Origin of the sequence: Frateuria sp. GZRe12 (genome assembly GCF_051900535.1) — a bacterium.
Taxonomy (GTDB): Bacteria; Pseudomonadota; Gammaproteobacteria; order Xanthomonadales; family Rhodanobacteraceae; genus Frateuria_A.
This window is the reverse complement of the sequence record NZ_JBHZGI010000002.1, coordinates 125367-150770: the sequence shown is the minus strand read 5'-3', so window position 1 is coordinate 150770 and position 25404 is coordinate 125367. Positions and strand designations below refer to the sequence as shown.

Genomic DNA, 25404 nt, shown 5'->3' with positions numbered 1-25404 from the left:
GAGCGGTGAGCGACACTGGCTGCCATGAGGACGAGCGCTGCACTGGTCTGCCTGATCCTGTCGATTGCATGCAGGGCGGAGACTCCCGCCGGCGCGACCGGTTTGCAGGTTGGCCTGGCCCATGTCCGGGCCGGCGCGGAGGAGCAGGTCGCCGGCGAGATGATGCGCCGGTACACCTTCGAGCCGTCCGCGCAGCCGAACGTGCGTTTCAGCCCGGCGCGCCCGTGGCTTGGCGAGGGCGAGCTGCGCGTGCGCGTGCAGAACGCGATGCCCTGGGCGGTCACTCTGTCGATCGACGTCGAAGGCACGACCGGCGCCCACCTCAAGGCGACGGTGGGCCTGCCCGCCGGTCCGCCGCAGACCCTCGTTGTCCCCCTGCACGCGACCGCGCCGCGCGCCTTCGGCATGCAGGCCGGACCGCCGATGCCGGTGGAGCTCGGTGGCCAGCGCGTCGTGCTGGCCACCACGGTGGAGGGCGCGTCGGCGCTCGAAGCCATACGCGCCGTGCAGCTCTCCATTCCCGCGCCGCAGGCCGCGCAGGTCCTGCTTGTCGGCACGCCGGGCACGGGTGCGGGCGACACGCTGCGCGACGCCTATGCCGGGATCGTCGATCGTTACGGCCAGTACACGCGTGGACAGTGGCCGGAGAAGGTCGACGGCGATGCCGCGCTGCGCAGCGCGCATGAGCGCGAACGTGCCCAGCTGGGCCGCACGGCCGGTGACCGACGCGATGGACGGCCGGAGGGCCCGACACAAACCACTGGCTGGTTCCACGCGCAGAAGCTCCGTGGCCGCTGGCAACTGGTGGCACCGGATGGCCGCCCGTTCTTCTCCCTAGGCGTGAACGCGGTGGTGGCCGATGGCGGGCGCAGTTACGTGCAAGGTCGCGAGTGGATGTTCGCGAGCCTGCCGCCGGCTACAGGCCCATGGCGTGGTTTCTACGGACAGGGCGACAGCCGCCGTGACACCGGCGCGGCCAGCGGCCTGGCGTACAACCACGGTCGCTGGTTCGATTTCTACGCGGCCAACCTCTATCGCGTGGACGGCGCCCGCTGGCGCGAGGCCTGGCGGCAGCGCACGCGGCAGCGGCTGGGCGCCTGGGGCTTCAACACGCTGGGCAACTGGAGCGACGAAGCTATCGCGCGCGGGCACGGCCTGGCCTACACCCGCTCGATCAACATCGCCGGCGACTACGCCAACGTCGCCACCGGCTACGACTGGTGGGGCCGCATGCCCGATCCGTTCGATCCGCGTTTCGAAGCGGCCGCCGAACGCGCGGCGGCCGCGGCGACCAACGGCGTGCGCGACGATCCGTGGCTGCTCGGCTACTTCGCCGACAACGAACTGGCCTGGGCCGCGCCCGGGCCACAGGGCCGCTGGGCACTGGCCATCGGCACGCTGCGCGGCGAACCGCGCAGCCCGGCCAAGCAGGCGTTCCTCGCCATGCTCGAGCGCAAGTACGGCGACGCCCTGCGCCTGGGAGTCGCCTGGGGCATCGGCGTGACGCGCTGGGAAGCGCTGGAACCGGCCGGCTTCGAAGCGCCCGTGCCGGACGAGGCGCATCCGGCCATCGCCGAGGACTACAGCGCCTGGCTGCGAACCTACGCCGACCGCTACTTCCGCACGGTGGCGCAGGCATTGCGCCGGCACGACCCGCACCACCTGTTCCTCGGCGGCCGCTTCGCCGTGCGTACGCCCGAGGCGGTGGCTGCCTGTGCGCAGTGGTGCGACGTGATCAGCATCAATGTCTACGCCGACCTGCCGCAGCACGGCATGGACCTGGCCGCATTGCACCGTCTCGACAAGCCGGTGCTGGTCAGCGAGTTCTCGTTCGGCTCGACCGACCGCGGCCCGTTCGCTGCGGGCCCGGTGCCGGTGTGGAACGAAGCCCAGCGTGGCGAGGCCTACGCCCGCTTCCTGGCCGCGGCCGTGGCCGATCCGGCGATCGTGGGTGCGCACTGGTTCCAGTACGCCGATCAGCCGGTGACCGGCCGCCTGCTCGATGGCGAAAACGCGCACTTCGGCCTGGTCGGCATCACCGACATCCCGTTCGGCGCCTTCGTGAAGGCGGTGCAAAGCGCAAATGCCGATGCGCGGAAATCTCCCTAGCGCGATGCCCGGCCCCCGCCTTCACGGGTGAGCTCGCGGGCCACGGAAGCTTGCCGGCCGCTTCACGGCACCGGTCGATACTGAGCCGGCCAAAGCGGCCTCGACGGGCGTCGGGCGCCGTCACGGAGCTTGCCGCTCCGTGGGTTGGCATGGGCCTGCAAGGAGGAGACCAGCCATGAACGCCGTACTCGCGATCATCCCCCGCAACGAACCCAAATGGGGTCGGCTGTCGGCGCCCGTGGATCCGGAAGAAACGCGGATCTGCATGCGTGCGCAGTCGATCCTTTCCGGTGGCGAAATCGGGCAATGCCCGCCACTGGACCTCGGACAGGCCCGCGACGTGCTGGCCTGGTACAAGCCCCAGCATTGATGCGGGCGCCGGCGGGATGGGCCAACCACCCCGCCGGCCTTTCTCGTCCGCTAGCGGCCGATCTCGCGCAGGCGCTTGCCCTGCATCAGGTTGCGCTCGATCTGCTCGAGCGTGACGCCCTTGGTCTCGGGCACCAGCCATACGGTGAGCACGAGGAACACGACGTTGAGCGCGGCGTAGAGCCAGAACGTGGCCGCGTTGCCGATGCCGTTGAGCAGGCTCAGGAAGGTGAAGCCCACGATCATGTTGCAGACCCAGTTGGTGATCGTGGAGCAGCCGATGCCGAAGTCGCGGCCCTTGAGCGGCTGGATCTCCGAGCAAAGCGTCCACACCAGCGGGCCGGCGGACATCGCGAAGCCGACGATGAACACCAGCAGCATCGCCACGGTGAAGATCTGCGCCGCATGGGTGGCGATGCCGCCGTGCATCATCGTGCCGACCACGCCCAGGCCGATCGCCATCACCGCGAAGCCGGCATACAGGATCGGCTTGCGGCCCACCCGGTCGATCAGCGCGATGGCAATGAAGGTCGCCAGCACGTTGGTCAGGCCCACCAGCGCGGTGAACCACATCTGCGCGGCCGTGTCGTAGCCCATCGTCTGGAAGATGCGCGGCGCGTAGTACATCACCACGTTCATGCCGGTGAACTGCTGCATCAGCTGCAACAGCACGCCCAGGCCGACCGAGCGGCGGAAATTGCGGTTCTCCAGGAACAGGTGCCAGCCGCGCTGGGGAGTCTTGAGCTGTTCCTCGATGTCGGCCGCCTCGCGCTCGACGATGGCCGCGTCGCCACGCAGGCGGTTCAGCACGCCGATGGCCTCCTCGCGGCGGCCGCGCATCATCAGCCAGCGCGGGCTGTCCGGCAGCAGCAGGACGCCGAGCAAAAAGAGGAAGCCGGGGATCGCGATCACGCCGAGCATCCAGCGCCACGAACCGGTGTAGCTGAAGGCGGTATCGGAGAGGAACGCGACCAGGATGCCGATGGTGATCATCAACTGGTAGGTCGAGATCATGGCGCCGCGGATGTGCTCCGGCGCCACTTCCGCCAGGTACAGCGGCGCGGCGAAGGTGGCCAGGCCGATCGCCAGGCCCAGCACCACGCGCGCGGCGATCAGCGTGGCCGGCGACCAGGCCAAGCCGCACAGCAGCGAGCCGATCACGAACAGCACCGCGCCCAGGATCAGCGAGCGCTTGCGGCCCAGGTGCACCGACAGCCAGCCGGCCCCCAGTGCGCCGACCGCGGCGCCGAACATCATCGCGCTCACGATCCATTCGAGCGCGCGGTCGCTGATGCCGAAGTCGCGCTGGATGAACTGCTGCGCGCCGGAGATGACGCCGATGTCCAAGCCGAACATCAGGCCCGCCAGCGCGGCGAGCACGCAGGTGAAGACCGCGGTCGCCTTGATGTGCGTGACGGGTGGTGCGATGACGTTGCTGTTCATGAGTGAGCTTCCCCGGAAGCGAGAGTGGGAGCGCCGGCCAGCTTGTCGATCGAGTGGGCCGATACCCGCGGTGGCGTGCCGGCAAAACGCGGTTCCGGCAGGCCGATGGTTCCTGCCGGGGCTGCGAACAGCGCGCCAGCGGACGGTTGGGAGGCGAGCGTCGCGGCGTCCAGGCCGTCGCGCGCGCTGGTGACGTAGAGCATGGCCAGGTCCGGTCCGCCGAAGGCCGGGCGGGTCGGCTGCGAGGCCGGCACGTCGATGCAGTGATCGAGGCGGCCGTCGGCGGTGTAGCACGCCACGCGGCCCAGGCCCCACTGCGCGTTCCAGAGGTTGCCGGCCGCGTCCACCGCCGAGCCGTCCGGTTCGCCGCGCGGGTCGTCCAGGCGCGCGAAGGTGCGCGGCGGGCCGCAGCGGTCGCCGTAATCGCAGCACTGGATCGTGCGCGTCGGCGAATCGCAGTAGTAGAGCGTGCGTCCGTCCGGGCTGAACGCGACGCTGTTGCTGATCGCCACGCCGGGCAGGTCGAGGCGTTCGAGCGAGAGGTCCGCATTCAGGCGCCAGAAGCTGCCCACGGGCTCGCGTGCACCGCCGGCGGGCGGTTCGTGCAGCGTGCCGAAGACGAACCGTCCCTGGCGGTCGCAGGCGCCGTCGTTGAGGCGCGTCGGCAGGCCGGCTTCTACCGGCGTGATCGGCGCGAGCGTCCCGCTGGCCGGGTGGAAGAACGCCAGCCGCGAGGCGAGGCCGAGCAGCAGCCAGCCGTCGGCTTCGCACAGCGCGATGCAGGCCAGCCGCTCGGGCATCGGCCACTGATCGGCACGCGCATCGCGCGGGCGGAAGCGCCACAGCGTCGCTGCGTGGATGTCCGTCCAGTACAGCGCCTGTTCGCGGCCGCACCACACGATGCCTTCGCCGAGCGTGTTGCCGGCGTGGAGCGCGACCACGGCGGACGCGTTCATACCCAGCCGCCGTCCACGATGAAGTCCTGCCCGGTGCACATGCGGCTGTCGTCGGCGGCCAGGAACAGCGCCGCGCGGGCCAGGTCGTCGGCCATCAGGTAGCCGGGCAGGCACTGCACGCGGGCGATCTCGGCTTCGCCTTCGGCGTCGAGCCAGAGCCGGCGCTGCTTCTCGGTGATCACCCAGCCCGGCACCAGCGCGTTGATGCGGATGCGGTCGTGGCCGAGCTCGCGCGCCAGGCCGTTGACCAGCCCGCGCACCGCGGCCTTGGCCATCGCGTACATCGGGTAACCGGCGTTCTTCTTCATCCAGCCGGTCGAGCCCAGGCAGATCACCGAGCCGCCGCCCAGGCGGCGCATGTCCTCGCGGACCGCCTGCGTGGCGAAATACTGGTGGCGCAGGTTGACCGCCACGTTGCGGTCGAAGTCCTCGCCGGTGGTGTCGCCGAACGCGTGCCGCACGTCGTTGGCGGCGTTGTTCACCAGCACGCCGATCGGCCCCATCGCGGCGCGCGCCTGCGCGATTGCCGCGCCGAGCGCGTCCAGGTCAGTGACGTCGCAGGGCAGGAACAGCGGCCGGTAGCGGGCGTCGGCCAGCGCCTCGCAGAGCGCCTCGCCGTGGGCGCGGTCGAGGTCGATGAAGGCGACGCGACTGCCCTGGCGCGCGAAATGCTCGACGAAGGACGCGCCGATGCCGGTCGCGCCGCCGCTGACGAAGACCGTGCGGTCGATCAGGCTCGGATAGGTGGCGAAAGCCATGCTCACCACTCCGCCACGCTGCCGTCGGCGTGGCGCCAGACCGGGTTGCGCCAGCGATGGCCGGCCGATGCACGCTCGGCCACGTAATCCTCGTTCACCGCGATGCCGAGGCCCGGGCCGCCGGGAATCGCGACGAAGCCGTTCTCATAGGCGAACACGCTGCGGTCGCTGACGTAGTCGAGCAGGTCGTTGCCTGCGTTGTAGTGAATGCCCAGGCTCTGTTCCTGGATGAAGGCGTTGTGGCACACCGCATCGAGCTGCAGGTTGGCCGCCAGCGCGATCGGACCCAGCGGGCAGTGCAGGGCGATGGCCACGTCGTAGGCCTCGGCCATCGCGGCGATCTTGCGCGTCTCGGTGATGCCGCCAGCGTGCGAAGGGTCCGGCTGCAGGATGTCCACGCCGCCGATCGCCAGCACGCGCTTGAAGTCGTAGCGCGAATACAGCCGCTCCCCCAGCGCGATCGGCGCGGGCGAGATCGCGGCCAGTTCCGGCAGGGCTTCGAGGTGCTCGGACAGCACCGGCTCCTCGATGAACATCAGCTTGTACGGTGCGAGTTCGCGCATCAGCACCTTGGCCATCGGCTTGTGCACGCGGCCGTGGAAGTCCAGCCCAAGCCCCACGTGCGGGCCGACCGCGTCGCGCACCGCCTGCACGTTGGCGAGCACCTGCTCGACCTTGTCGTGGGTGTCGACGTACTGCATTTCCTCGGTGGCGTTCATCTTCACCGCGGTGAAGCCGCGCGCCACCGCGTCCTTCGCCGCGCGCGCGGTGTCGGCCGGGCGGTCGCCGCCGATCCACGAATACACGCGGATGCGATCGCGCACCGGTCCGCCCAGCAGCGCGTGCACCGGCTGGCCCAGGTGCTTGCCCTTGATGTCCCACAGCGCCTGGTCGATGCCGGCGATCGCGCTCATCAGCACCGGGCCGCCGCGGTAGAAGCCGCCGCGGTACATCACGGCCCATAGGTCTTCGATGTTCCGCGGATCCTTGCCGATGAGGTAGTCGGACAGTTCGTCCACCGCGGCGGCGATCGTGTGCGCGCGGCCCTCGACGATCGGCTCGCCCCAGCCGCAGATCCCCGCATCGGTATCGATGCGAAGGAACAGCCAGCGAGGCGGCACGATGAAGGTGGTGAGGCGTGTGATCTTCATGCGTTGGACCTTTGCGAATCGAGATGGCGCCGCCAGGCCTGGGCGAAGGCCCGCGCGCGCGCGCCGACATCGTCGGCCGCGCGACCCGGCGCGTAGAGCGAGGAGCCGATGCCGAAGCCGGCCGCGCCGGCGGCGAGCCACGGATCCATGGTGTCGGGCGCGACGCCGCCGACCGGCAGCACCGCGGTGCCTGGCGGCAGGACCGCGCGCCAAGCCTTGAGCACGGCCGGCGAGGCCTGCTCGGCGGGGAAGAGTTTCAGCGCGTCGGCGCCGGCGGCGAGCGCGGCGAAGGCCTCGGTCGGCGTGGCGACACCCGGCACGCAGTAGAGCCCGGCCTGCTTGGCGGCGCGGATCACCGCCAAGTCGGCATGCGGCATCACCACGATGCGCCCGCCGGCGTCGGCGATGCCGCGCACCGCCGCCGGATCGAGCACGGTGCCGGCGCCGACCAGCCGCCCGGCGCCGTAGCGCTCGGCCATGCGGCGGATGCTTTCCAGCGGCTGCGGCGAATTGAGCGGCACTTCCAGGATGCGGAAGCCGGCCTCGACCAGCGCGTCGCCCACCGTCGGCACTTCGTCCGGGCGCAGGCCGCGCAGGATGGCGACCAGCGGCAGCGGGTCGAGCCAGGTCTTGAAGTCGTTCATGCGTGGATGCGTCCGTGGAGCAGGCCGGCCGTGGTGGCGACCTGCCAGAGGCCGGACGCGGCAGGCGCGCCGGACGTGGGTTGCAGCGTCAGGCCGAACGCCGGCGCCGCCTGCAGGTAGCGCGCGCACAGCGCGTCTTCGCCGACCAGCTGCACCGGCGCCGCGGGCGTGGCCCAGCCGGCGGCCAGCGCCATGCGCAGCTCGTCGCCGATCAGCAGTCCGGAAAGGAAATCCGCGACCGAAGCCGGCGCCAGGGCACCTTCGAGCATCAGGGCGCGCGCGGAGAACAACCGCGACAGGCCGCCGGCCGCGCCGGAGGTCCGTGCCGCGGCGACGCCGAGCGCGAACGCCTCTTCGTCCGCGCCGCCGTCGGGCAGCCCGGCGCCGAGGACGGAATACCCGCGCAGCAGCGCGAACAGCTCGCCAGTCATCACGGTGGTGAAACCGGTGACGGACCCATCACTGACGTGCACCCACTTGCTGTGCGTGCCGGGCATCAGCAGCCGCACCTCGCCGATGGGTGGCGACGGCTGCGCCAGCACGCCGGCGACCTGGGTTTCCTCGCCGCGCATCACATCCGGCCCGGCCGGATCGCGCAGGCCCGGCACGATGTGCACGGTGCGCCCGTCGGGTGCATCCACCGAGGTCAGCGCGCCGCCCAGCGCATCGAGCCGGCAGGGCGTATCCAGATAGGGCGCCTCGCGCCAGCCGCCGCGGCTGCCGACCATGCCGCAGGCCAGCACCGGTGCGTGCGGCCAGCCTTCGACCGCTTGTGCGAAGGCTTCGGCGAAACCACCCGCCGGCAGTTGTCGGCTGCCCCAGGGCAACGCGCGCGTTGCGGCTACGTGGCCCGCTTCGTCGAAGCGGTACGCGCGCAGCCGCGTGCTGCCCCAGTCCAGGCCGACCAGCGGCGTGTTCACGCCTTGGCCTTTTTGCGGGCGCGGCCGCGGCTGTGCTGCAGGTTCGCCTGCGAGTCGGCGATCATCGCGTGCATCGCCTTGCGCGCCACTTCCGGCTGCTTGCGGCGGATCGCCTCGAGCACTTTCTGGTGGTGCGGCAGCGAATACTTGAAGTCGCCCGCGGTGCGCGCGGACAGCGTGAAGAACGTGCCCAGCGCCGTCTCGATCACCGAGAACAGCGACTGCAGGAGTTCGTTGCCGGTGGCGTGCAGCACGGCGTCGTGGAATTGCAGGTCGGCCGCGGTCCATGCGTCGAGCGTCTGCGCGGCGTCCATCGCACGGAAGGCGGCATCGATCGCGGCGAGCTGTTCGGCGGTGCGCCGGCGGGCGGCGGCCGCCGCGGCAGCCGGCTCGATCACCTCGCGCATCTCCACCAGCTTGTCGACGAAATCGTCGGTGGGCATCGAGGCGCAGCGCCAGGCCAGCACGTCGGCGTCGAGCTGGTTCCAGTGGCGCGTGTCGAGCACGCGCGCGCCGACGCCGGTGCGCGACTCGATCAGGCCCTTCGCCGAAAGCACCTTGAGCGCCTCGCGCAACGCGGTGCGGCTGACCTGCAGGCTTTCGGCGAGCGTCTCCTCGCGCGGGAGCACTTCGCCAGGCTTGACCTTGCCGCCCACGATGCGCTGCCCGAGCTCGTGCATGACGTGCCCGTAGAGGCTGCGGACTGCGCTCGTCTTCCTCATGAACTGCGGCTCCAGGATGGATGGTTCGACGCTTGCGGGCGGGGCGCTTCCGGCGCCCGGACGGTTTGTCATACAAATCGACTATAAGCACTGGATGCGCGTCCTGCCAAGGTGCGGCAGCGCATTTTTTTCGGGCTTCGTCGGCGAGTCGCGGAGGCGTCGATGACGCGATGCGGAAATTGCAGCGAAACGAGCGATCGTCCGAGAGCTCGATGTCGCTACCGCACGTCGCGATGCCATGCGAAAGCGCCTTGCCGGCCAGCGCCGCGCACGCGCAATGCCGCGCTGCACAAAGAAAATTTTCGTACGTCCGAACACTTGCACGATAATCATACAATGTGCTTGCATGCCTCCACTTCGAACACCGCGGAAGGGGCTTTGGGGACATGCGACGTGCAGGGTGGATCGGTTCGATGCTCGGCCTGGTGGCGCTGTCGATGACGGCACATGCAGGCACGACGGCCACGCGCGAAACCTTCGGCACGATGCCGGACGGCAAGCCGGTGGAAGCGGTCGTGCTTACCAACGCGCACGGCCTCGAGGCGCGGGTGATCGCGTACGGCGCGAGCCTTCAGTCGCTCAGCGTGCCCGACCGTGATGGACACCTCGCGAACATCGCGCTGGGCTACGCCTCGTTCAAGGACTACCTGGACCAGCCGCAGTACTTCGGCGCGACGGTGGGTCGCTACGCCAACCGCATCGCCAAGGGCCGCTTCGTGCTCGACGGCAAGACCTACCAGGTGCCGGTGAACAACGGCCCCAATTCCCTGCACGGCGGTACCCGCGGTTTCGACAAGGTGCTCTGGACCGTCGGTGCCGTGAACCACGACGCCGACAAGGCGAGCGTCACGCTGACCTACGTCAGCCCCGACGGCGACATGGGCTATCCCGGCAAGCTTCAGGTGACGGCGATCTACACGCTGGACGACAAGGACCAGCTCTCGATCGAGTACCGCGCGAGCACCGACCGGCCGACCATCGTCAACCTGAGCAACCACGCCTACTGGAACCTCTCCGGCGAAGGCTCGGGCAGCGTGATGGACGAGCGCCTGACCATTCCGGGCGACGCCTTCCTGCCGGTCGATGCCGGTTCCATCCCCACCGGCGAGATCCGCAAGGTCGCCGGCACGCCGTTCGACTTCCGCCAGGCAAAGCCGATCGGCCGCGACATCCGCACCGATGATCCGCAGCTGCTCAATGGCCATGGCTACGACCACAACTGGGTGATTAGCCGCGAGGCTGCCGCGGCGCCGCGCATGGTCGCGCGCGTGGAAGATCCGAAGTCCGGCCGCGTGCTGACCCTGAGCTCGGCGCAGCCGGGCCTGCAGTTCTACTCGGGCAATTTCCTCGATGGCACCACGGTCGGCACCGGCGGGCACGTGTACCGCCAAGGCGATGCGTTCGTGCTCGAACCGCAGTTGTATCCGGACACGCCCAACCAGCCGGCCTTTGGCTCGGCGCGGCTGGCGCCGGGGCAGACCTACCGCAACCTGATCGTTTACCGCTTCACCACCGAGCCGGCGCGCGGCGCGCACTGACCCGGCCCATCCCGTCCCGAGGGTGCCGCGAGCGGCGCCCACGGGGAGCGTTTGCCTGCAAGGCGCCCCGGCGCCACGAGGAGTTCGCATGAAACACGCACTGTTGGCCCTGGCATTCGGCGCGGCGGCGCTCGTCGCCCCGCGCGCGCCGGCCGCCGATGCCCCGGCGCGCTGGACGAGCGCCAAGGCGCACGCCTGGTACGAACACCAGCGCTGGCCGCTGGGCAGCAACTACGTGCCGGCGAACGCGATCAACGAACTGGAGATGTGGCAGGGCGAGACCTTCGATCCGGCGCGCATCGACAAGGAACTAGGCTGGGCGCAGCAGTTGGGCATGAACACCATGCGCGTGTTCCTGCACGACTTGCTGTGGAAGCAGGACCCGCAAGGTTTCAAGCACCGCATCGAGCAGTTCCTGACGATCGCCGACAAGCACGGCATCAAGCCGATCTTCGTGCTGTTCGATTCGTGCTGGGACCCCGAGCCGAAACTCGGCCCGCAGCATCCGCCGATCCCCGGTGTGCACAACTCCGGCTGGGTGCAGAGCCCCGGCGTGGCGATGACCGATCCCGGCCAGTACCCGCGGCTGGAGCAGTACGTGAAGGACATCGTCGGAAGCTTCGCCAAGGACGATCGCGTACTGGCGTGGGACGTCTGGAACGAGCCTGACAACCCGGGTGGCGGCAACTACGACGCGCGCGAGCCCAAGGACAAGGTCGCGCTGGTCGCCAAGCTGTTGCCGCAGGTGTTCGGCTGGGCGCGCAGCGCCGCGCCGACGCAGCCGCTCACCAGCGGCGTGTGGCATGACGAGGACTGGTCGGACCTGGGCAAGCTCAATGCGGTCGAGCGTACGCAGCTCGAGCAGTCCGACGTGATCACTTTCCACAGCTATGGCTGGCCGGAGGAATTCGCCAGCCGCGTGCGCCAGCTCGCCGGTTATGGCCGTCCGCTGATCTGCACCGAGTACATGGCGCGCGGCGCGGGATCGACCATCGACGGCGTACTGCCGCTGGCCAAGAAGCTCGACGTGGGCATGGTCAACTGGGGCTTCGTCGAAGGGCGCAGCCAGACCATCATGCCGTGGGATTCCTGGCAGCGTCCCTACACGATGCAGCCGCCGACGATCTGGTTCCACGACCTGCTGCACGGCGACGGCACCCCGTACCGCCAGCGCGAGGCCGACATCCTGCGCGCGCTTTCCCACGCCCCGCGCGGCGTGGTGCCCGAGGCGGCGCTGATGGTTCCCGCGTCCGCCGCGGCGACGACGCGATGACTGCTCCGCTCTTCACCGTCCTTCCCGCGGCACGGCGTCCCAGCCTGCCGCGCACCCAGACCCAGCACGGCGCCGCGGTTGCGGCCGCCGCGATCTTCTGACCGGAGGTTCCACCATGTACCGCAACCGCATTTCCGTGACGATCCTGGCGGCCGCGATCGCCGCGGCTTTCGCCTCCGCGCACGCGCAGGATGCGCCGGCACCCGACGCCACCGGCGCCCAGTCTTCTACCGACGCCAGCACGCAAAACACGCAAGCGAGCAAGCGCAAGAGCGGCACCGCGCAAGCGGACGACAAGCAGAAAGTCGTCAACCTGTCGCAGGTCACCGTCACGCCGTTGCGCCAGAGCCTGGAGAGCGCGCAGTCGCTCAAGCAGGATTCGCGCATGGTGGTCGACTCGATCGTCGCCGAGGACATCGGCAAGCTGCCGGACAACAGCGTGGCCGACGCCATGCAGCGCATCACCGGCGTGCAGGTGGCGCAGGGCTTCCAGGGCGAGACCAGCTCGGTGGTGATCCGCGGGCTGCCCAACGTCATCACCACGCTCAACGGCCGCGAGATCTTCAGCGGCGTCGGCCGCGGCTTCGCGTTCCAGAACCTGCCGGCCACCGCGGTCAAGACGGTCTCGGTCTACAAGAGTTCCGAGGCGAGCCTGCCCGACGGCGGCATCGCCGGCGTGGTCGACATGCAGCTCTATCGTCCATTCGACTTCGACGGCGCCAAGGTGGCGGCGACCTACACCGCCACCCACAGCAAGTACGGCGGTCGCACCGATCCCAACTTCAGCGTGCTGGCCAGCGACCGCTGGCAGACCGGCATCGGTGAGGTGGGTGCGCTGGTCAACGCCAGCTTCATGGCGCAGCACTATCAGTACAACGCGGTGTGGGGCGACTTCCCGAAGGTGCTGACCGACGGCACCGGCACGCCGATCCGCACCGACGCGGGCAACCTGATCGCCGCGCCCAACGGCTTCGGTGCCGACTACAACATCGGCTACCGCCAACGTCCGGAACTCAACTACGCGCTGCAGTGGAAACCCAACGACAGCACCGAGGTGTACGCCGAGGGCCTGTACGACTGGATGTCGGACGACTACAACCAGCCGTTCTACTTTTCCTTCCCGGTCGGCGCGGTCAGCCCGACCAACCTGACCGTCACCGACAACTGCTACGCCAACCAGCTCACCGGCTCGCCGTTCGAGGGCCAGACCATCTGCGACGCCGCCAGCGGCACCTGGACCGGCAACACCTACGCCGCCACCAGCACCCAGGCGCACGTGCAGCACGGCCACGACATGCAGCACGCGGTCGGCGTGAAGTGGCACGGCGACCGGCTGCGCCTGAGCACGGACCTGTCCTACGGCCAGACCTCGTTCAACGACAACACCTTCATCGTCGACACCTTCCTCAAGGGGCCGGTGACCACGGTGTGGAACGGCACCGCCGGCAACCAGCAGAACTGGTCGCTGGGCAACGACCAGCAGCTCGATCCGAACAACTACTACTTGAACGGCCTGTTCCAGACCTGGCACACCGAGCGCGGCAAGCAGTGGGCCTGGCGCGGCGACGGCAACCTGGACATCGCCGGCGACTTCTTCAGCTACCTCGACTTCGGCCTGCGCTACGCCGACCACAAGGCCCAGTACACCGGCAGCGTGGAAATCTCGACCCCGCCGCCGGGCGGCGCCGGCACCGGCAACATCGTCGAGACCCCGAACCCGGCCAACCAGGTCACCGCGCGCTTCCCGGACGGCTATTTCTGCTCGATGCCGACCACCTCGGCGATCCCCGTGTCGTGGCTGACCGGCTGCTTCAACTACCTCACCGCCAACGCCGACGCGATCCGCGGCCTGTACGGCCTGCCGGCCGGCACGGCGCCGGTGAACCCGGGCCGCTACTACAACATCGACGAGAAGACTCTCGCCGGTTACCTGCAGGCGGGCTATGACACCACGCTGTTCGGCCTGCCGGTGGACGGCCTGATGGGCATGCGCGTCGAGCGCGTCAAGCGCAACCTCGATGCCTACTCGTTCAATGCCGCCACCGGCATCTACTCGCCGCTGTCGGTGGACACCAACGAGCCGGTGTACCTGCCCAACCTGAGCTTCAACCTGCACTTCACCGACGCGTTGCAATTGCGCCTGGTCGCGGCCAAGACCATCACCTACCCGGGCTTCGGCCAGCTCAACCCGTCGATCTCGCTCAATCCCGGCACGATCAATCGCGCCGGCGCGGCCGCCAGCGGCAACCCGAACCTCAAGCCGATCAAGTCGAACAACTACGACGCGTCGCTGGAGTGGTACTTCGCACCGTCCGGCTACGTCAGCGGCGGCGTGTTCTACCGCGACATCAACGGCTACATCCAGAACTACGTGACCGACGTGACGATCAACGGCGAGGCCTACCAGCTGTCCTCGCCGCAGAGCGCGGGCAGCGGCCACCTGGATGGCGCCGAAGTCGCCTACCAGCAGTTCTTCGACTTCCTGCCGGGTGCCCTGAGCGGCCTGGGCGTGCAGTTGAACTTCACCTACATCGACGGCTCGACCCGCTCGCCGCAGTTCCTGGGCGGCCCTGTGGTGGCCTCGCCGCTGCAGAACGTGTCCAAGCGCAACGGCAATGCCGTGCTGATGTACGAGAAGTACGGCTTCTCGGCCCGACTGGCCTACAACTACCGCAGCCGCTTCATCGACTTTTTCACCCAGCCGACGGTGGCCGGCAACCACGACGAGATCGAGCCGGCGAACCAGCTGGACCTGTCGATCGGCTACGACGTCAATCCCAACACCACCGTGGTGCTGTCGGCGACCAACCTGACCGGCGAGGACCTGCACCAGTACTGGGGTGATGGCACCACGCGGCCGCGTGACATCCGCTACCAGGACCGCACCGTGGGTCTGGGCGTTCGCTTCAAGCTTTGAGCGGGCAGGGCAACGACGCCGGCGGTCGCTCCCCGCCCGCCGGCGTCGCCCGCTCTTTTCTCTCCGGCACGGCGCGTGTGCCGTGGCACCGACGTGGAGGTCATCCATGAAGCGCTTGCTTCCCCTCTCCCTGGCGTTCGCCTTGGCCTGCATGGGTACGGCCACCGCCGCTTCGGCGCCGCCGGGTACGCGCGGCCAGGTGCTGGCCGACGGCGTGGGCTACGTGTCGGTGGTGCGCCTCGAACACCAGCCCGATGCCGCCGCGAACGGCCGCATGCTGATGGTGTTCGAGCGCGACGGCATGGCCGGCATCCCGCTGTACGGGAGCGATGACGGCGGCGCGCACTGGCGCTTCCTGTCGAACGTGACCGACCAGGCGCACGGCAAGGACCCACGCTGGCAACTGCGCTGGCAGCCGCACCTGTCCGAGCTGGCCAAGCCCAGCGCCGATCTGCCGGCCGGTACGCTGCTGCTGGGCGCCAACGCCACCGGCGACGACGCCACCGGGCGCCTGGTCGCCGAAGACCTGCAGATGTACGCCTCCACCGACGGCGGCCGCAGCTGGCGTTACCGCGGCTCGATCGTCAAGGGCGGCGGCAACCCGAGCGACAAGGACAACCACGGCGTGTGGGAGCCGAACATCCACCGTCTCGACGACGGGCGGCTGGTCGCCTACTACTCCAGCGAGGATCACAAGGACACGGGCTTCAACCAGCTGCTCGCGCACAAGGTCTCGACCGACGGCGGCCGCACCTGGGGCGAGGAAAAAGTGGACGTGGCCATCCCCGGCGGCGTCGAGCGTCCCGGCATGGCCGTGGTCGATCGCCTGCCGGACGGTCGCTACGTGATGACCTATGAGGACATCGACGGTCCACGCAACGGACAGGTCTATCTGAAGATCAGCGCCGACGGCCTGGACTGGGGCAACCCCGCCGATCGTGGCACGCCGGTGCGCACCGCCGCGGGCGCGTGGCCGGCCGCCTCGCCGATCGTGCGCTGGCTGCCCTGGAGCAATGGCCCCGGCGTGATCGCGGTGGTGGCCGAACGTGCCGGTGGCGACGGCGATCCGTCCGGCCGCAGCATCTACTGGAACAACGACGGCGGCCGCGGACCCTGGTGGGAAGCCGAGGCGCCGGTCCGGAAACTCACCGGCAACATCCACGCGGGCTGGACGCAGGCGCTGCTCGCGATGCCGGGCGGGCGCCTCTGGCATGCGACCACCTCGTCCACGGCGGCCGAGCCGGAGGATGCGCGCAAGAACATCGTCATGTATGCCGACGCGCCAGCCCGCTTCGACCGCTACGAGGCCGAGGACGCAGTGCGCCGCTGGTCGGTGCGTATCGGCGACGGGACGGCCTCGAACGGTGCCAAGGCACGCATGGCTTCCGCGCCAGGTGGCCAGCTCACGTTCCCAGTGCATGTGCCGACCGGCGGCAACTATCGCGCCACGGTTCGCTGGCAGGACTTGGGTTTCACGCCGGCGATGCCGGTGCTGCGCGTCAACGGCGCGGTGTGGAAGACCACCGATCGCCCGGACCGCGACGGCTGGCACGTGGCCACCGCCAGCGGCAGCCTGCGCGAGGGCGACAACACCGTGGTGCTCGAGGGCGCCGGGCGACCGGCCGACATCGATTACGTGCAGCTCGATCCGGCGACCGGACGATAGCTCGCGGTAGCGCGCACGCAACGCCACGCCCGGAGATCCCATGCCTTTGAATCGCTCGATGCTCGCCGGCCTGGCCCTGCTGCTCGCGGGCGGCACGGCATGGGCGGCCGGGAGCCAGGACTACGCGACGCCGCTCCTTCCGTCGGGACCGGATCCGTGGGTGATCCAGCGCGACGGCGTCTATTACTACACCAGCACCTCCGGCGACCGCATCGAGCTGCGCAAGACCGGCGACCTGCGCCAGCTGGCGCAGGCCGAGCCGGTGGTCGTGTGGCGGCCGCCGAAGCAGGGGCCGGGTTCGGTGGCGGTGTGGGCGCCCGAGCTGCACTTCGTCGAAGGCAAGTGGTATCTCTACTTCACCGCCGCCGAGGCCGGGCACAACGACGACGACCACCGCCATGTGTTCGTGCTGGAGAACGCCTCGCCCGATCCGACCGGTGGGCACTGGATCGCGCGGGGCATGCTCAAGACCGGCCACACCGGCATCGACGGCACGGTGTTCAAGCACGGCGGCCGCTGGTACTTCGTCTACTCGGCCTATGTCGGCGACCACAGCGACCTGGTGATCGCACCGATGACCAATCCGTGGACGCTCGGCTCGCCGCAGGTGGACATCGCCGCACCCACCTACACGTGGGAGATGCAGGGCGGGCGCAAGATCCTCGAAGGCCCGGAGTTCCTGCAGGGACCGGACGGCAAGGTGTTCCTGAGTTATTCGGCGAGCGCCTGCTGGTCGGACGACTACGCCCTGGGCCTGCTGCAGGCCGACGGAAAAGCCGACCTGCTCGATCCGGCGTCGTGGCACAAATCCCCGCGGCCCGTGTTCGCCAGTTCACCGGAACACCGCATCTACGCGCCCGGCCACAACGGCTTCTTCAAGGACACGCACGGGCGCGACTGGATCATCTACCACGCCAACGGCGGCCCGGGCTGGAAGTGCACCGCACGCCGCGCGCCGCGCATCCAGCCGATCGGCTGGACGGCCGATGGCGTGCCGGATTTCGGCAAGCCGGGTGCACCGCCGCATCAACCGTAGGGCTCGCTCCAGCCCTACGGCCGGGGTGCGGAAGGGTGGACCGAAGCGTTTGCGCCTCAGGCCAGGCTGGTCGCGATGCCGAACACCACCGCCGTCACGGCGGCCATCGCCATGCAGGCGCTGGTGGGGCGGATGCGATGGGCGTCGATGCGCGGCGTCAGCCGCCATAGCAACAGGGCGCCCACCAGCATGTCGACGACCAGTGCAAGGCGCAGTGGCAGCGAGGCAAGCAAGGGCCCGTACGGCGGCCTCACGTTGCCTTCGTGCGCCGCCACCAGCCCGACCAGCAGCAACCCGAGCAGGCTCCACAACAGGCAGGCGAAGTACACGCGGTTGAACACCACGTTGCTGCGCTCGCTCCAGCGCAACACCGGCCAGGCGATCAGGCTGGCGAACAGGGCGACGATCGAGCCGTACAGCACCCACCAGAGCAGGGTGCTGAGCAGGGTAAGCAGGGTTTGCATCTAGTCGCGAGCCTTGAAGCCGAGCCGGCGCAGGAACTTTTCCATCAGCCAGGCGGGACCGACCAGCAGGTAGGAGAGGTCGGTGAGGAAACTGGGTCGATGGCCCTCGAACTTGTGGCCGACGAACTGGCCGATCCAGGCCACCACGAACACGGCGATGGCGACCCAGCGCAGGCGCACCGGCCCGAGCAGATCGAACAACCATGCGGTGAGGAGCGCCAGCGCGACGAAGGCGACCAGCAGCGCGCCGCCGAGCCGGTGCGAGTGCTTCCAGTACCAGGCGAACGCCAGCACCATCGCGAACACTGCCCACGCGCCGGGCTTGAGAAAGGCGCTCGGCACCGGCACGGTCCACAGGAGCGCGACCACGGTCCACACGATCGGCGGCACGCAGATCCAGTGGATCACCTGGTTGACCGGGTTGCGGTGGTCGGCGCTGTAGCCGTCGAGCCAGCTCTGCATGCTGCGCATGGCGTCGCTCCTTCAGCCGAGGCGGATGCCGGCAAGGCGCTCGAGTGCCTCGGCATACTTCGCGCGGGTACGCTCGATGACTTCGGCGGGCACCTTCGGGCCGGGCGCCTTCTTGTTCCAGTCCAGCGTTTCCAGGTAATCGCGCACGAACTGCTTGTCATAGCTGGGCGGGCTGATCCCGGTGCGGTATTCGTCGGCCGGCCAGAAGCGCGAGGAGTCGGGCGTGAGCATCTCGTCCATCACGTACAGCCGGCCGTCGGCATCGGTGCCGAACTCGAACTTGGTGTCGGCGATGATGATGCCGCGTTCGGCCGCATAGGCGGCCGCCCAGCGGTAGATCGCCAGCGTCGCGTCGCGCACCTGGTCGGCCAGTTCGCGGCCCACCGCGTTCACCACCGCGTCGAAGCTCACGTTCTCGTCGTGGTCGCCCACCGCGGCCTTGGTCGAGGGCGTGAAGATCGGCTCGGGCAGCTGCTGCGCCTGCTTCAGCCCCGGCGGCAGCGCGATGCCGCAGATCCTGCCGGTGGCCTGGTAGTCCTTCCAGCCCGAGCCGATGATGTAGCCGCGCGCGATCGCCTCGACCGGCACCGGTTTCAGGCGCCGTGTCACCACCGCGCGGCCGGCGTAGAGCGTGAGGTCCGTGCCCTTGGGCAGCACGTCGGCAAGCGGCACGTCGAGCAGGTGGTTGGGAATGATGTGCGCGGTCTTGCCGAACCAGAAGTTGGAAATCTGCGTGAGCATCTCGCCCTTGCCCGGGATCGGATCGGGCAGCACCACGTCGAAGGCGGACAGGCGGTCGGTGGCGACGATCAGCAGGCGGTCGTCGGACAGCGCGTAGACGTCGCGCACCTTGCCGCGATGGATCAGGTCCAGGCCGGGCAGGTTCGATTGCAGCAGGGTGGTGGGCACGGGGCGATCCGCCGTCGAAGGGGGGAAGCGACCTATTCTAGCGAGTCCCGTGGGGCGGGCTTCAGTCCGCCACGGCGGCTGGGGGCTGGAGCCCGCCCCACGGTTACCGGAGGCGGTGGCGCCGCACTGCTAGAATCACGCCTTCCGGGAATCCATCTCGCCCCACCTCTTGCCGATGCGACTCGTCCTGTTCGCGGCGCTCATGGCCGCCGCCCTGCCAGCCTTTGCCACCGGCCCCGCCCGTCCGGCCCGCCTGGGCCTGTGCGCCGCCTGCCACGGCGAGACCGGCATCGCCCAGGTCTCCGGCGCGCCCAACCTGGCGGGGCAGCGGCTGGATTACCTGCGCAGCGCGCTGGCGCAGTACCGCGACGGCCGTCGCGACGTGGCGGTGATGCGCGCGGCGATCGGCCCGGTCAGCGACGCCGAGCTCGATGCCCTGGCGCGCTGGTACAGCGCACAGGCGCCGGCGGCGCAGGCGCAGCCATGAATTTCTCTTCCACGCTGATCCTGGCGTTCGTCGGCCTGATCCTCGGCCACGGCCTGCCGGGCGCCATCGTCGGTGCGGCGATCGGCTTCGTCATCGACAGCCTGCGCCAGAGCCAGCGGTACCGCGCGGCGCCGCAGATGGACGGCCTGTACGGCCCGCTGTTTGCGCTGCTCGGTGCGGTCGCCAAGTCGGACGGGCGCGTGTCGGAGGCCGAGATCGCGGTGGCCGAGCGGATGATGACCCGCATGGGGATGATCGACGAGCAGCGCCGGCAGGCCATCGCGAGTTTCAACCGCGGCAAGCAGCCGGAGTTCGACGTCACCCCGGCGATCGACGGTCTGCGCCAGTGGGTCGGCATGCGTCGCGACCACGCCTTTCCGGTGCTCGACGTGGTGATCGAGACGGTGCTGGCCGAGGGCAACCCGCCGCCGGAGAAGATGGCGATCCTGCGCCAGCTCGCCTTCGCCCTGCGCATCAGCGACATGGAGCTGATGGCGCTGATGGCGATGAAGGGCTACGCCTGGAACGCCGCCGCGGGCGACCGCCGGCGCGGCGCGGGCGGTGGCGGCTACGTGCCGCCGCATCGCAATACGCACGGCCCCGATCCGTACACCGTCCTCGGCATCGCGCGCGGCGCCGACGAGCGGGCGATCAAGCGCGCCTACCGCAAGCTGATCTCCGAGCACCACCCCGACCGCCTGGGCGACCTGCCCGAAGACATGCGCAAGCGGGCCGAAGCGCGTGCGAGCGAGATCAACGCCGCGTACGAGCGGATCAAGGCCGAGAAGGGCTTCAAATAATCGACGTGTAGGGGCGCACCCCCGTGCGCGAAAAACCTACGAAGCGGCAATGCGGCATATTCCGGTCGCGCACAGCGTGCGCTCCTGCAGGAAAGGCACACATGAGCAAACAGACTCCCATCATCGCCCCCTCCATCCTCTCCGCCGACTTCGCCCGCCTGGGCGAGGACACCGCCAAGGTGCTTGCCGCCGGTGGCGACTGGGTGCACTTCGATGTGATGGACAACCACTACGTGCCCAATCTGACCATGGGCCCGATGGTGCTCAAGGCCTTGCGCGACTACGGCGTCAGCGCACCGATCGACGTCCACCTGATGGTCAAGCCGGTCGACCGCATCGCCCCGGACTTCGCCAAGGCCGGCGCCAGCCTGATCAGCTTCCACCCGGAGGCCAGCGAGCACGTCGACCGCACCCTGGGCGTGATCCGTGACGCCGGCTGCCAGGCCGGCCTGGTATTCAACCCCGCCACGCCGCTCAACTGGCTCGACCACGTGCTCGACAAGCTGGACCTGGTGCTGATCATGTCGGTCAATCCCGGCTTCGGCGGCCAGAAGTTCATCCCCGAGGCGCTCGCCAAGCTGCGCGAGGTGCGCCGGCGCATCGACGAGAGCGGCCGCGCCATCCGGCTGGAGATCGACGGCGGCGTCAGTGCCGCGAACATTGGCGAGATCGCGGCGGCGGGTGCGGACACTTTCGTGGCGGGCTCGGCCATTTTCGGCGCGCCGGACTACGCGCAGGTGATCGCGGCGATGCGCCAGGCGATCGGCTGAGCCCAAAGAAAAATCCCGGTGCAGGCCTGCACCGGGATAAGAGCGTCGTCGGAAAGGGACGCGTTGAGGAGTCCACCAGAGCGGGCGCCTGGACGCCACCGCCGGACGGCGGCGGCGTATCCACGGCAATGGACGACGCCCGCCGACAGATGGGACAGGGGTTCGGCGGTTTGGTTCCCGGGCTTAACAGCCGAGCTCGCTTGCTCCATGCCCAAAAAAATCCCCTCGCGAGGAGGGGGAAGGAACGGTAGCTAACGGAGGGTATTGCAAGGTGGCCGTGGCGCGATCAAAGCGGCTGCCAGTCCGGATCGGGTTCATCGCCCGCACCCGTCGCGCCTCCCTGCGCGACGGGTGCCGCCACGCCTTCCACGGCAAACGGGTCCACAAAATCGGCGTTCATGGCGTCATTTCCTCAGTGGATGCCCATCACCAGTCCCAGCAGGAGGGCGCCGAGGGCCAGCGCTACGCGCAGGGGCTCGAAATCGCGCAGTTCGGCGTTCGGGTCGGGCTTGGTGGCGGTGCTACTCATGGCATCTCTCCGGGTGGCGACTCCATGGAACCGCCCGGCCGGGCGCGCGCGGCGGCGGCGCACGGGCGAAGCGCGGGCCGGATCGGGCAAAACGCGGGCAGCTGCGCCGCGCGCCTTGCGCCGTGGCGGCGTGCATAGCACGCTGCGCGCCACCACAGGGAGACTTCATTGCCATGGGTCGCAGCATCGCCATCGTCGAGGACGAACCGCTCATCCGCGCCAACTACGTCGAGGCGCTCACCCGTTTCGGCTACGACACGCGCGGCTACGGTTCGCGGCAGGAGGCGTCCACTGCCTTCGGCATGAAGTTGCCGGAACTGGTGATCATCGACATCGGCCTGGGCGACGAGCCCGAAGGCGGTTTCGACCTGTGCCGCGAGCTGCGCGCCAAATCGGCCACGTTGCCGATCATCTTCCTGACCGCGCGCGACTCGGATTTCGACGTGATCTCCGGCCTGCGCCTGGGCGCCGACGACTACCTGTCCAAGGACACCAGCCTGCACCAGCTGGCGGCGCGCATCGCGGCGCTGTTCCGGCGCATCGAGTCGCTGAAGGCGCCCGCGTCCAGCGAAACGGTGATCGCGCACGGCCCGCTCAAGCTCGAATCCGAGCGCATGCGCATCACCTGGAACGATGCGGAGATCCCGCTGACCGTCACCGAATTCTGGATGGTGCACACGCTGGTGCGCTTCCCCGGCCACGTGAAGAATCGCGACCAGCTGATGCGCGAGGCCGAGCTGGTGGTGGACGATGCCACCATCACTTCGCACATCAAGCGGATCCGCAAGAAATTCGTCGCGGTAGCGCCGGACTTCGACGCGATCGAGACCGTGCACGGCGTCGGTTACCGGTGGAAGCCGTGAGGCGCTTGCTCGGCCTCCTGCTGCTGGTATTCGCCGGTGCCGCCGCTGCCGCCGACGCGCCGAACGTGGCGATCGCGACGGGCAAGCCGGACGGCGACATTCCCGGTTGGACCGTGGCCGCGCCCACGCCCGCGGGCTGGACCGCCGATTGCTGCACCTACGCCCGCGCCATCGGCGTCGACGAGGTGATCTACCGCGGCGAGTGGACCGGCGAGCCCTATGGCGTGATGGTGCTCAACGTGTGGCCGCGCAAGCTGGCGAACCTGGGCGCGGAACTCGACGCCGACCGCAAGCATTACCTGCAGCGCGATCCGGCTGCGAAGGTCGACCGCTTTCCCGTGCGCCACCACGGCATGCCGTGCGAGGCGCTGGTGTTCCAGGGCAGCGACCAGGTCGATGATGCCGTGGTGTTCTGCGATCCGGGCAAGGCGTCGGGCATCCGTCTGAGCTGGTCGATGAGCTTCAAGGATGCCGATTTGCAGCGTGCCGCGTTGCTCGACGCGCTCATGCGCGTGGTCGTCGGGACGCGCTACCGGACCGGGGTGTCGCGCTAGAGCGTGGCATCGGTCTAGGCTCGCGCGATGAACCTGCGTCGCAAGCTGTTGCTGGTCGCCCTGTGCACGCTGGCCCTGCCGGTGGCCGGATGGCTGTACGTGCGGCAGATGGAAACCTTGCTGCGCGAAGGCCAGGCGCAGGCGCTTACCGCCTCCGCGCGCGCGGTGGCGCGCAGCCTGGTGGCGACCGGAGCCACGCTGCCGCGCGAGGTGCAGGGCTGGTACGTCGAGCAGGCCACCACGCCGATCACCATCGACGGCTACGGCGACGACTGGGCGCCGTTGACCCCATGGAGCCAGCCGCTGGGTCCGCGCGGCAGCGTGCTGCTGGCCGAGGATGCGGACGGGCTCTATCTCTACGTGCAGCAGCGCGGCATCCGGCGCGTGCGTGCCGACGCGGACGATCCCGGCGCGCTGCATGCCGATCACCTGGTCCTCGAACTCGAACGCGGCGACACGCGCCTGCGCTACCTGCTGGCCAGCGCCGCGCCGGGTACGTTCAGCGCGCGCCTGCTCGATCCGCCGGTCGCCGACTGGCCCGACCGCCTGGCCGGGCAGTGGCAGGAGGACGGCGGCGGCTGGCGCCTCGAGTTGCGACTGCCTCGTCCGCTGATCGTGGACCGGCTCGGCGTGGGGCTGTACGACGCCTCCGCCGGAGGCGACCCGCTGGCGGTCGAGGCGCGCCCGCTCTGGCACTACTCGCCGACGCTGGCGCAGGAACTGTCGCGCCTGGCGCCGGAGGACACCCGCGCCCGCGTGCTGGCGCCGACTGGCTGGCTGCTGGCGCAAAGCGGACGCCTGCAGACCGCCGGCCCGCAGCCGGGCTGGTTTGCCGCGCTGGTCTACCGTGCACTGCTGGCTAATCCCGTCGAGGACGCCGCGCCGTGGGCGCAGGACGCGCCGCGCCTGGAGCTTCCGGAAATCGCCCGTGCCCGCGATGGCGATCCGGCCACCGCCTGGCGCGACGGCGAAACCCGCGCCAGTGTGGTGCTTGCCGCCGCGGTGCCGATCGGCGCGCCGGGCCAGGTGCGCGGCGTGCTGCTGCTCGAACAGGCCAGCACCACCGTGCCGCTGTTGGCCAACCGCGCGCTGCTCACGCTGCTGCTGACCAGCTTCGGCGTGATGCTGGTGGCCGGCGGCATCCTGCTGTGGTTTGCCACGCGGCTGAGCCTGCGCCTGGGCCGCCTGCGCGATGCGGCCGAGCGCGCGCAACTGGCAGATGGACGTCTGGACGGCCTTTTCGCCCAAGGCCGCTTCCCGCTCACCGCCGCACCCGACGAGATTGGCGACCTCGCTCGCAGCTTCGAGCGGCTGTTCGAGGCGGTCGGCGGCTACACCGACTACCTGCGCACGCTCGCCTCCAAGCTATCGCACGAACTCAACACGCCGCTGGCCATCGTCAAGAGTTCGCTGGACAACCTCGAGCACGCGCTGGAGGCCCACGCCGCGCTGCCGCCGGAAGCGAAGCCCTATCTTGCGCGCGCCCGCGACGGCGTGGCGCGGCTGGGCACGCTGGTGCGCGCGATGAGCGAGGCCAGCCGCATGGAGCGCGCGATTGCCGCCGCCGAAGCCGAGGATGTCGACTTGCGCGAAGTGGTGCGCGGCTGCGCCGAGGCCTACCGTCCGCTGGTCGGCAACCGCACGCTGGCCTGCGAGTTGCCACAGGCGCCGCTGCCGATGCACTGCGCCCCCGAGCTGATCGCCCAGGCGCTCGACAAGCTGCTCGACAACGCGCTCTCGTTCACCCCGGCCGACGGCTGGCTGCGCCTGGTGCTTGCCTCGTGCGACGACGGCGCCGAGATCACCCTCGCCAACCAGGGCCCGCCGCTGCCCGCGGCCATGCAGGCGCGCCTGTTCGACTCGCTGGTCAGCCTCCGCGACAAGGCCACCCCGGGTGACGCGCCGCACCTGGGGCTCGGACTCTACGTGGTGCGCCTGGTCGCCGAACGCCACGGCGGCCACGCCAGCGCCCGCAACCTGGACGACGGCAGCGGCGTGGCCTTCACCCTGCGGTTGCGCAACATGCCGCGCCAGCGGCTCGGCGGCGGCTGACCG

23 protein-coding genes are annotated in these 25404 nt (G+C 69.7%); 13 read left to right on the top strand and 10 right to left on the bottom strand.

Annotated features, from left to right (window positions below; all coding sequences use genetic code 11):
* Positions 1-24: 24 nt before the first annotated feature.
* A complete protein-coding gene (locus ACFWZ4_RS06440; RefSeq protein ID WP_439703904.1) occupies positions 25-2109 on the top strand; it encodes a beta-agarase in 2085 nt (694 codons plus the stop codon).
* Between the two features lie 175 nt (positions 2110-2284).
* Positions 2285-2479 (top strand): hypothetical protein, encoded by a 195-nt coding sequence (locus ACFWZ4_RS06435; protein ID WP_439703903.1) that lies wholly within the window; start codon positions 2285-2287, stop codon positions 2477-2479.
* Positions 2480-2529: 50 nt separating this feature from the next.
* Here ACFWZ4_RS06435 and ACFWZ4_RS06430 read toward each other — a convergent pair whose 3' ends face one another.
* Genes ACFWZ4_RS06430 through ACFWZ4_RS06400 form a run of 7 tightly spaced genes read right to left on the bottom strand, consistent with a single transcriptional unit; the run spans position 2530 to position 9072 of the window.
* The gene (locus ACFWZ4_RS06430; protein ID WP_439703902.1) at positions 2530-3921 is read right to left on the bottom strand and encodes a sugar porter family MFS transporter; all 1392 of its coding nucleotides are present in this window, start codon (positions 3919-3921) and stop codon (positions 2530-2532) included.
* Positions 3918-4877, bottom strand: coding sequence for an SMP-30/gluconolactonase/LRE family protein (locus ACFWZ4_RS06425; RefSeq protein ID WP_439703901.1), 960 nt, complete (start codon positions 4875-4877; stop codon positions 3918-3920). The genes ACFWZ4_RS06430 and ACFWZ4_RS06425 overlap by 4 nt, the downstream gene beginning before the upstream one ends.
* Positions 4874-5635, bottom strand: coding sequence for an SDR family NAD(P)-dependent oxidoreductase (locus ACFWZ4_RS06420; RefSeq protein ID WP_439703900.1), 762 nt, complete (start codon positions 5633-5635; stop codon positions 4874-4876). The genes ACFWZ4_RS06425 and ACFWZ4_RS06420 overlap by 4 nt, the downstream gene beginning before the upstream one ends.
* A gap of 2 nt (positions 5636-5637) precedes the next feature.
* Complete coding sequence (gene dgoD, locus ACFWZ4_RS06415; protein WP_439703899.1) at positions 5638-6786, bottom strand: galactonate dehydratase; 1149 nt, start codon at positions 6784-6786, stop codon at positions 5638-5640.
* Positions 6783-7430: a 2-dehydro-3-deoxy-6-phosphogalactonate aldolase gene (locus ACFWZ4_RS06410; protein WP_439703898.1), complete on the bottom strand. Its 648-nt coding sequence runs from the start codon at positions 7428-7430 to the stop codon at positions 6783-6785. Before ACFWZ4_RS06410 ends, dgoD begins: the two co-directional genes overlap by 4 nt.
* The gene (locus ACFWZ4_RS06405; protein WP_439703897.1) at positions 7427-8350 is read right to left on the bottom strand and encodes a 2-dehydro-3-deoxygalactonokinase; all 924 of its coding nucleotides are present in this window, start codon (positions 8348-8350) and stop codon (positions 7427-7429) included. The genes ACFWZ4_RS06410 and ACFWZ4_RS06405 overlap by 4 nt, the downstream gene beginning before the upstream one ends.
* Positions 8347-9072, bottom strand: coding sequence for a FadR/GntR family transcriptional regulator (locus ACFWZ4_RS06400; RefSeq protein WP_439703896.1), 726 nt, complete (start codon positions 9070-9072; stop codon positions 8347-8349). The genes ACFWZ4_RS06405 and ACFWZ4_RS06400 overlap by 4 nt, the downstream gene beginning before the upstream one ends.
* A gap of 386 nt (positions 9073-9458) precedes the next feature.
* On the opposite strand from ACFWZ4_RS06400, the gene ACFWZ4_RS06395 reads away from it, so the two are divergent.
* The 5 genes from ACFWZ4_RS06395 to ACFWZ4_RS06375 all read left to right on the top strand — a co-directional run bounded on the left by ACFWZ4_RS06395 (position 9459) and on the right by ACFWZ4_RS06375 (position 17502).
* Entirely contained in the window at positions 9459-10610 is a 1152-nt protein-coding gene (locus ACFWZ4_RS06395; protein WP_439703895.1) for an aldose epimerase family protein, read from the top strand.
* 88 nt (positions 10611-10698) lie between these two features.
* Positions 10699-11883, top strand: a complete 1185-nt coding sequence (locus tag ACFWZ4_RS06390; RefSeq protein ID WP_439703894.1) for a 1,4-beta-xylanase — start codon at positions 10699-10701, stop codon at positions 11881-11883.
* 115 nt (positions 11884-11998) lie between these two features.
* Positions 11999-14800 (top strand): TonB-dependent receptor, encoded by a 2802-nt coding sequence (locus tag ACFWZ4_RS06385; RefSeq protein WP_439703893.1) that lies wholly within the window; start codon positions 11999-12001, stop codon positions 14798-14800.
* 106 nt (positions 14801-14906) lie between these two features.
* Positions 14907-16466, top strand: a complete 1560-nt coding sequence (locus tag ACFWZ4_RS06380; protein ID WP_439703892.1) for a sialidase family protein — start codon at positions 14907-14909, stop codon at positions 16464-16466.
* A gap of 40 nt (positions 16467-16506) precedes the next feature.
* Complete coding sequence (locus ACFWZ4_RS06375) at positions 16507-17502, top strand: glycoside hydrolase family 43 protein (RefSeq protein WP_439703891.1); 996 nt, start codon at positions 16507-16509, stop codon at positions 17500-17502.
* A 56-nt stretch (positions 17503-17558) separates the two neighbouring features.
* On the opposite strand, the gene ACFWZ4_RS06370 is transcribed toward ACFWZ4_RS06375, so the two are convergent.
* Genes ACFWZ4_RS06370 through ACFWZ4_RS06360 form a run of 3 tightly spaced genes read right to left on the bottom strand, consistent with a single transcriptional unit; the run spans position 17559 to position 19346 of the window.
* Positions 17559-17966: a hypothetical protein gene (locus ACFWZ4_RS06370; RefSeq protein WP_439703890.1), complete on the bottom strand. Its 408-nt coding sequence runs from the start codon at positions 17964-17966 to the stop codon at positions 17559-17561.
* Positions 17967-18437, bottom strand: a complete 471-nt coding sequence (locus ACFWZ4_RS06365; RefSeq protein ID WP_439703889.1) for a DUF962 domain-containing protein — start codon at positions 18435-18437, stop codon at positions 17967-17969.
* Positions 18438-18449: 12 nt separating this feature from the next.
* Positions 18450-19346 (bottom strand): phosphoribosylaminoimidazolesuccinocarboxamide synthase, encoded by an 897-nt coding sequence (locus ACFWZ4_RS06360; protein WP_439703888.1) that lies wholly within the window; start codon positions 19344-19346, stop codon positions 18450-18452.
* Between the two features lie 175 nt (positions 19347-19521).
* On the opposite strand from ACFWZ4_RS06360, the gene ACFWZ4_RS06355 reads away from it, so the two are divergent.
* The 6 genes from ACFWZ4_RS06355 to ACFWZ4_RS06330 all read left to right on the top strand — a co-directional run bounded on the left by ACFWZ4_RS06355 (position 19522) and on the right by ACFWZ4_RS06330 (position 25401).
* Positions 19522-19833, top strand: a complete 312-nt coding sequence (locus ACFWZ4_RS06355; RefSeq protein ID WP_439703887.1) for a c-type cytochrome — start codon at positions 19522-19524, stop codon at positions 19831-19833.
* Positions 19830-20633: a co-chaperone DjlA gene (djlA, locus tag ACFWZ4_RS06350; protein WP_439703886.1), complete on the top strand. Its 804-nt coding sequence runs from the start codon at positions 19830-19832 to the stop codon at positions 20631-20633. The genes ACFWZ4_RS06355 and djlA overlap by 4 nt, the downstream gene beginning before the upstream one ends.
* A 101-nt stretch (positions 20634-20734) precedes the next feature.
* Positions 20735-21403: a ribulose-phosphate 3-epimerase gene (gene rpe, locus ACFWZ4_RS06345; RefSeq protein ID WP_439703885.1), complete on the top strand. Its 669-nt coding sequence runs from the start codon at positions 20735-20737 to the stop codon at positions 21401-21403.
* Between the two features lie 702 nt (positions 21404-22105).
* Positions 22106-22795 (top strand): proteobacterial dedicated sortase system response regulator, encoded by a 690-nt coding sequence (pdsR, locus tag ACFWZ4_RS06340; protein WP_231323229.1) that lies wholly within the window; start codon positions 22106-22108, stop codon positions 22793-22795.
* The gene (locus ACFWZ4_RS06335; protein ID WP_439703884.1) at positions 22792-23349 is read left to right on the top strand and encodes a hypothetical protein; all 558 of its coding nucleotides are present in this window, start codon (positions 22792-22794) and stop codon (positions 23347-23349) included. Before pdsR ends, ACFWZ4_RS06335 begins: the two co-directional genes overlap by 4 nt.
* Positions 23350-23376: 27 nt before the next feature.
* Positions 23377-25401: an ATP-binding protein gene (locus ACFWZ4_RS06330; protein ID WP_439703883.1), complete on the top strand. Its 2025-nt coding sequence runs from the start codon at positions 23377-23379 to the stop codon at positions 25399-25401.
* Positions 25402-25404 lie beyond the last annotated feature (3 nt).

Bases quoted from the DNA above. Each gene is read 5' to 3' on its own strand.
- ACFWZ4_RS06375 (WP_439703891.1), top strand. From the start codon at position 16,507: ATGCCTTTGAATCGCTCGATGCTCGCCGGCCTGGCCCTGCTGCTCGCG.
- ACFWZ4_RS06435 (WP_439703903.1), top strand. From the start codon at position 2,285: ATGAACGCCGTACTCGCGATCATCCCCCGCAACGAACCCAAATGGGGT.
- ACFWZ4_RS06410 (WP_439703898.1), bottom strand. From the start codon at position 7,430: ATGAACGACTTCAAGACCTGGCTCGACCCGCTGCCGCTGGTCGCCATC.
- ACFWZ4_RS06400 (WP_439703896.1), bottom strand. From the start codon at position 9,072: ATGAGGAAGACGAGCGCAGTCCGCAGCCTCTACGGGCACGTCATGCAC.
- ACFWZ4_RS06380 (WP_439703892.1), top strand. From the start codon at position 14,907: ATGAAGCGCTTGCTTCCCCTCTCCCTGGCGTTCGCCTTGGCCTGCATG.
- ACFWZ4_RS06395 (WP_439703895.1), top strand. From the start codon at position 9,459: ATGCGACGTGCAGGGTGGATCGGTTCGATGCTCGGCCTGGTGGCGCTG.
- ACFWZ4_RS06425 (WP_439703901.1), bottom strand. From the start codon at position 4,877: ATGAACGCGTCCGCCGTGGTCGCGCTCCACGCCGGCAACACGCTCGGC.
- ACFWZ4_RS06370 (WP_439703890.1), bottom strand. From the start codon at position 17,966: ATGCAAACCCTGCTTACCCTGCTCAGCACCCTGCTCTGGTGGGTGCTG.
- ACFWZ4_RS06430 (WP_439703902.1), bottom strand. From the start codon at position 3,921: ATGAACAGCAACGTCATCGCACCACCCGTCACGCACATCAAGGCGACC.
- rpe (WP_439703885.1), top strand. From the start codon at position 20,735: ATGAGCAAACAGACTCCCATCATCGCCCCCTCCATCCTCTCCGCCGAC.
- ACFWZ4_RS06440 (WP_439703904.1), top strand. From the start codon at position 25: ATGAGGACGAGCGCTGCACTGGTCTGCCTGATCCTGTCGATTGCATGC.
- ACFWZ4_RS06385 (WP_439703893.1), top strand. From the start codon at position 11,999: ATGTACCGCAACCGCATTTCCGTGACGATCCTGGCGGCCGCGATCGCC.
- dgoD (WP_439703899.1), bottom strand. From the start codon at position 6,786: ATGAAGATCACACGCCTCACCACCTTCATCGTGCCGCCTCGCTGGCTG.
- ACFWZ4_RS06355 (WP_439703887.1), top strand. From the start codon at position 19,522: ATGCGACTCGTCCTGTTCGCGGCGCTCATGGCCGCCGCCCTGCCAGCC.
- ACFWZ4_RS06390 (WP_439703894.1), top strand. From the start codon at position 10,699: ATGAAACACGCACTGTTGGCCCTGGCATTCGGCGCGGCGGCGCTCGTC.
- djlA (WP_439703886.1), top strand. From the start codon at position 19,830: ATGAATTTCTCTTCCACGCTGATCCTGGCGTTCGTCGGCCTGATCCTC.
- ACFWZ4_RS06420 (WP_439703900.1), bottom strand. From the start codon at position 5,635: ATGGCTTTCGCCACCTATCCGAGCCTGATCGACCGCACGGTCTTCGTC.
- pdsR (WP_231323229.1), top strand. From the start codon at position 22,106: ATGGGTCGCAGCATCGCCATCGTCGAGGACGAACCGCTCATCCGCGCC.
- ACFWZ4_RS06365 (WP_439703889.1), bottom strand. From the start codon at position 18,437: ATGCGCAGCATGCAGAGCTGGCTCGACGGCTACAGCGCCGACCACCGC.
- ACFWZ4_RS06330 (WP_439703883.1), top strand. From the start codon at position 23,377: ATGAACCTGCGTCGCAAGCTGTTGCTGGTCGCCCTGTGCACGCTGGCC.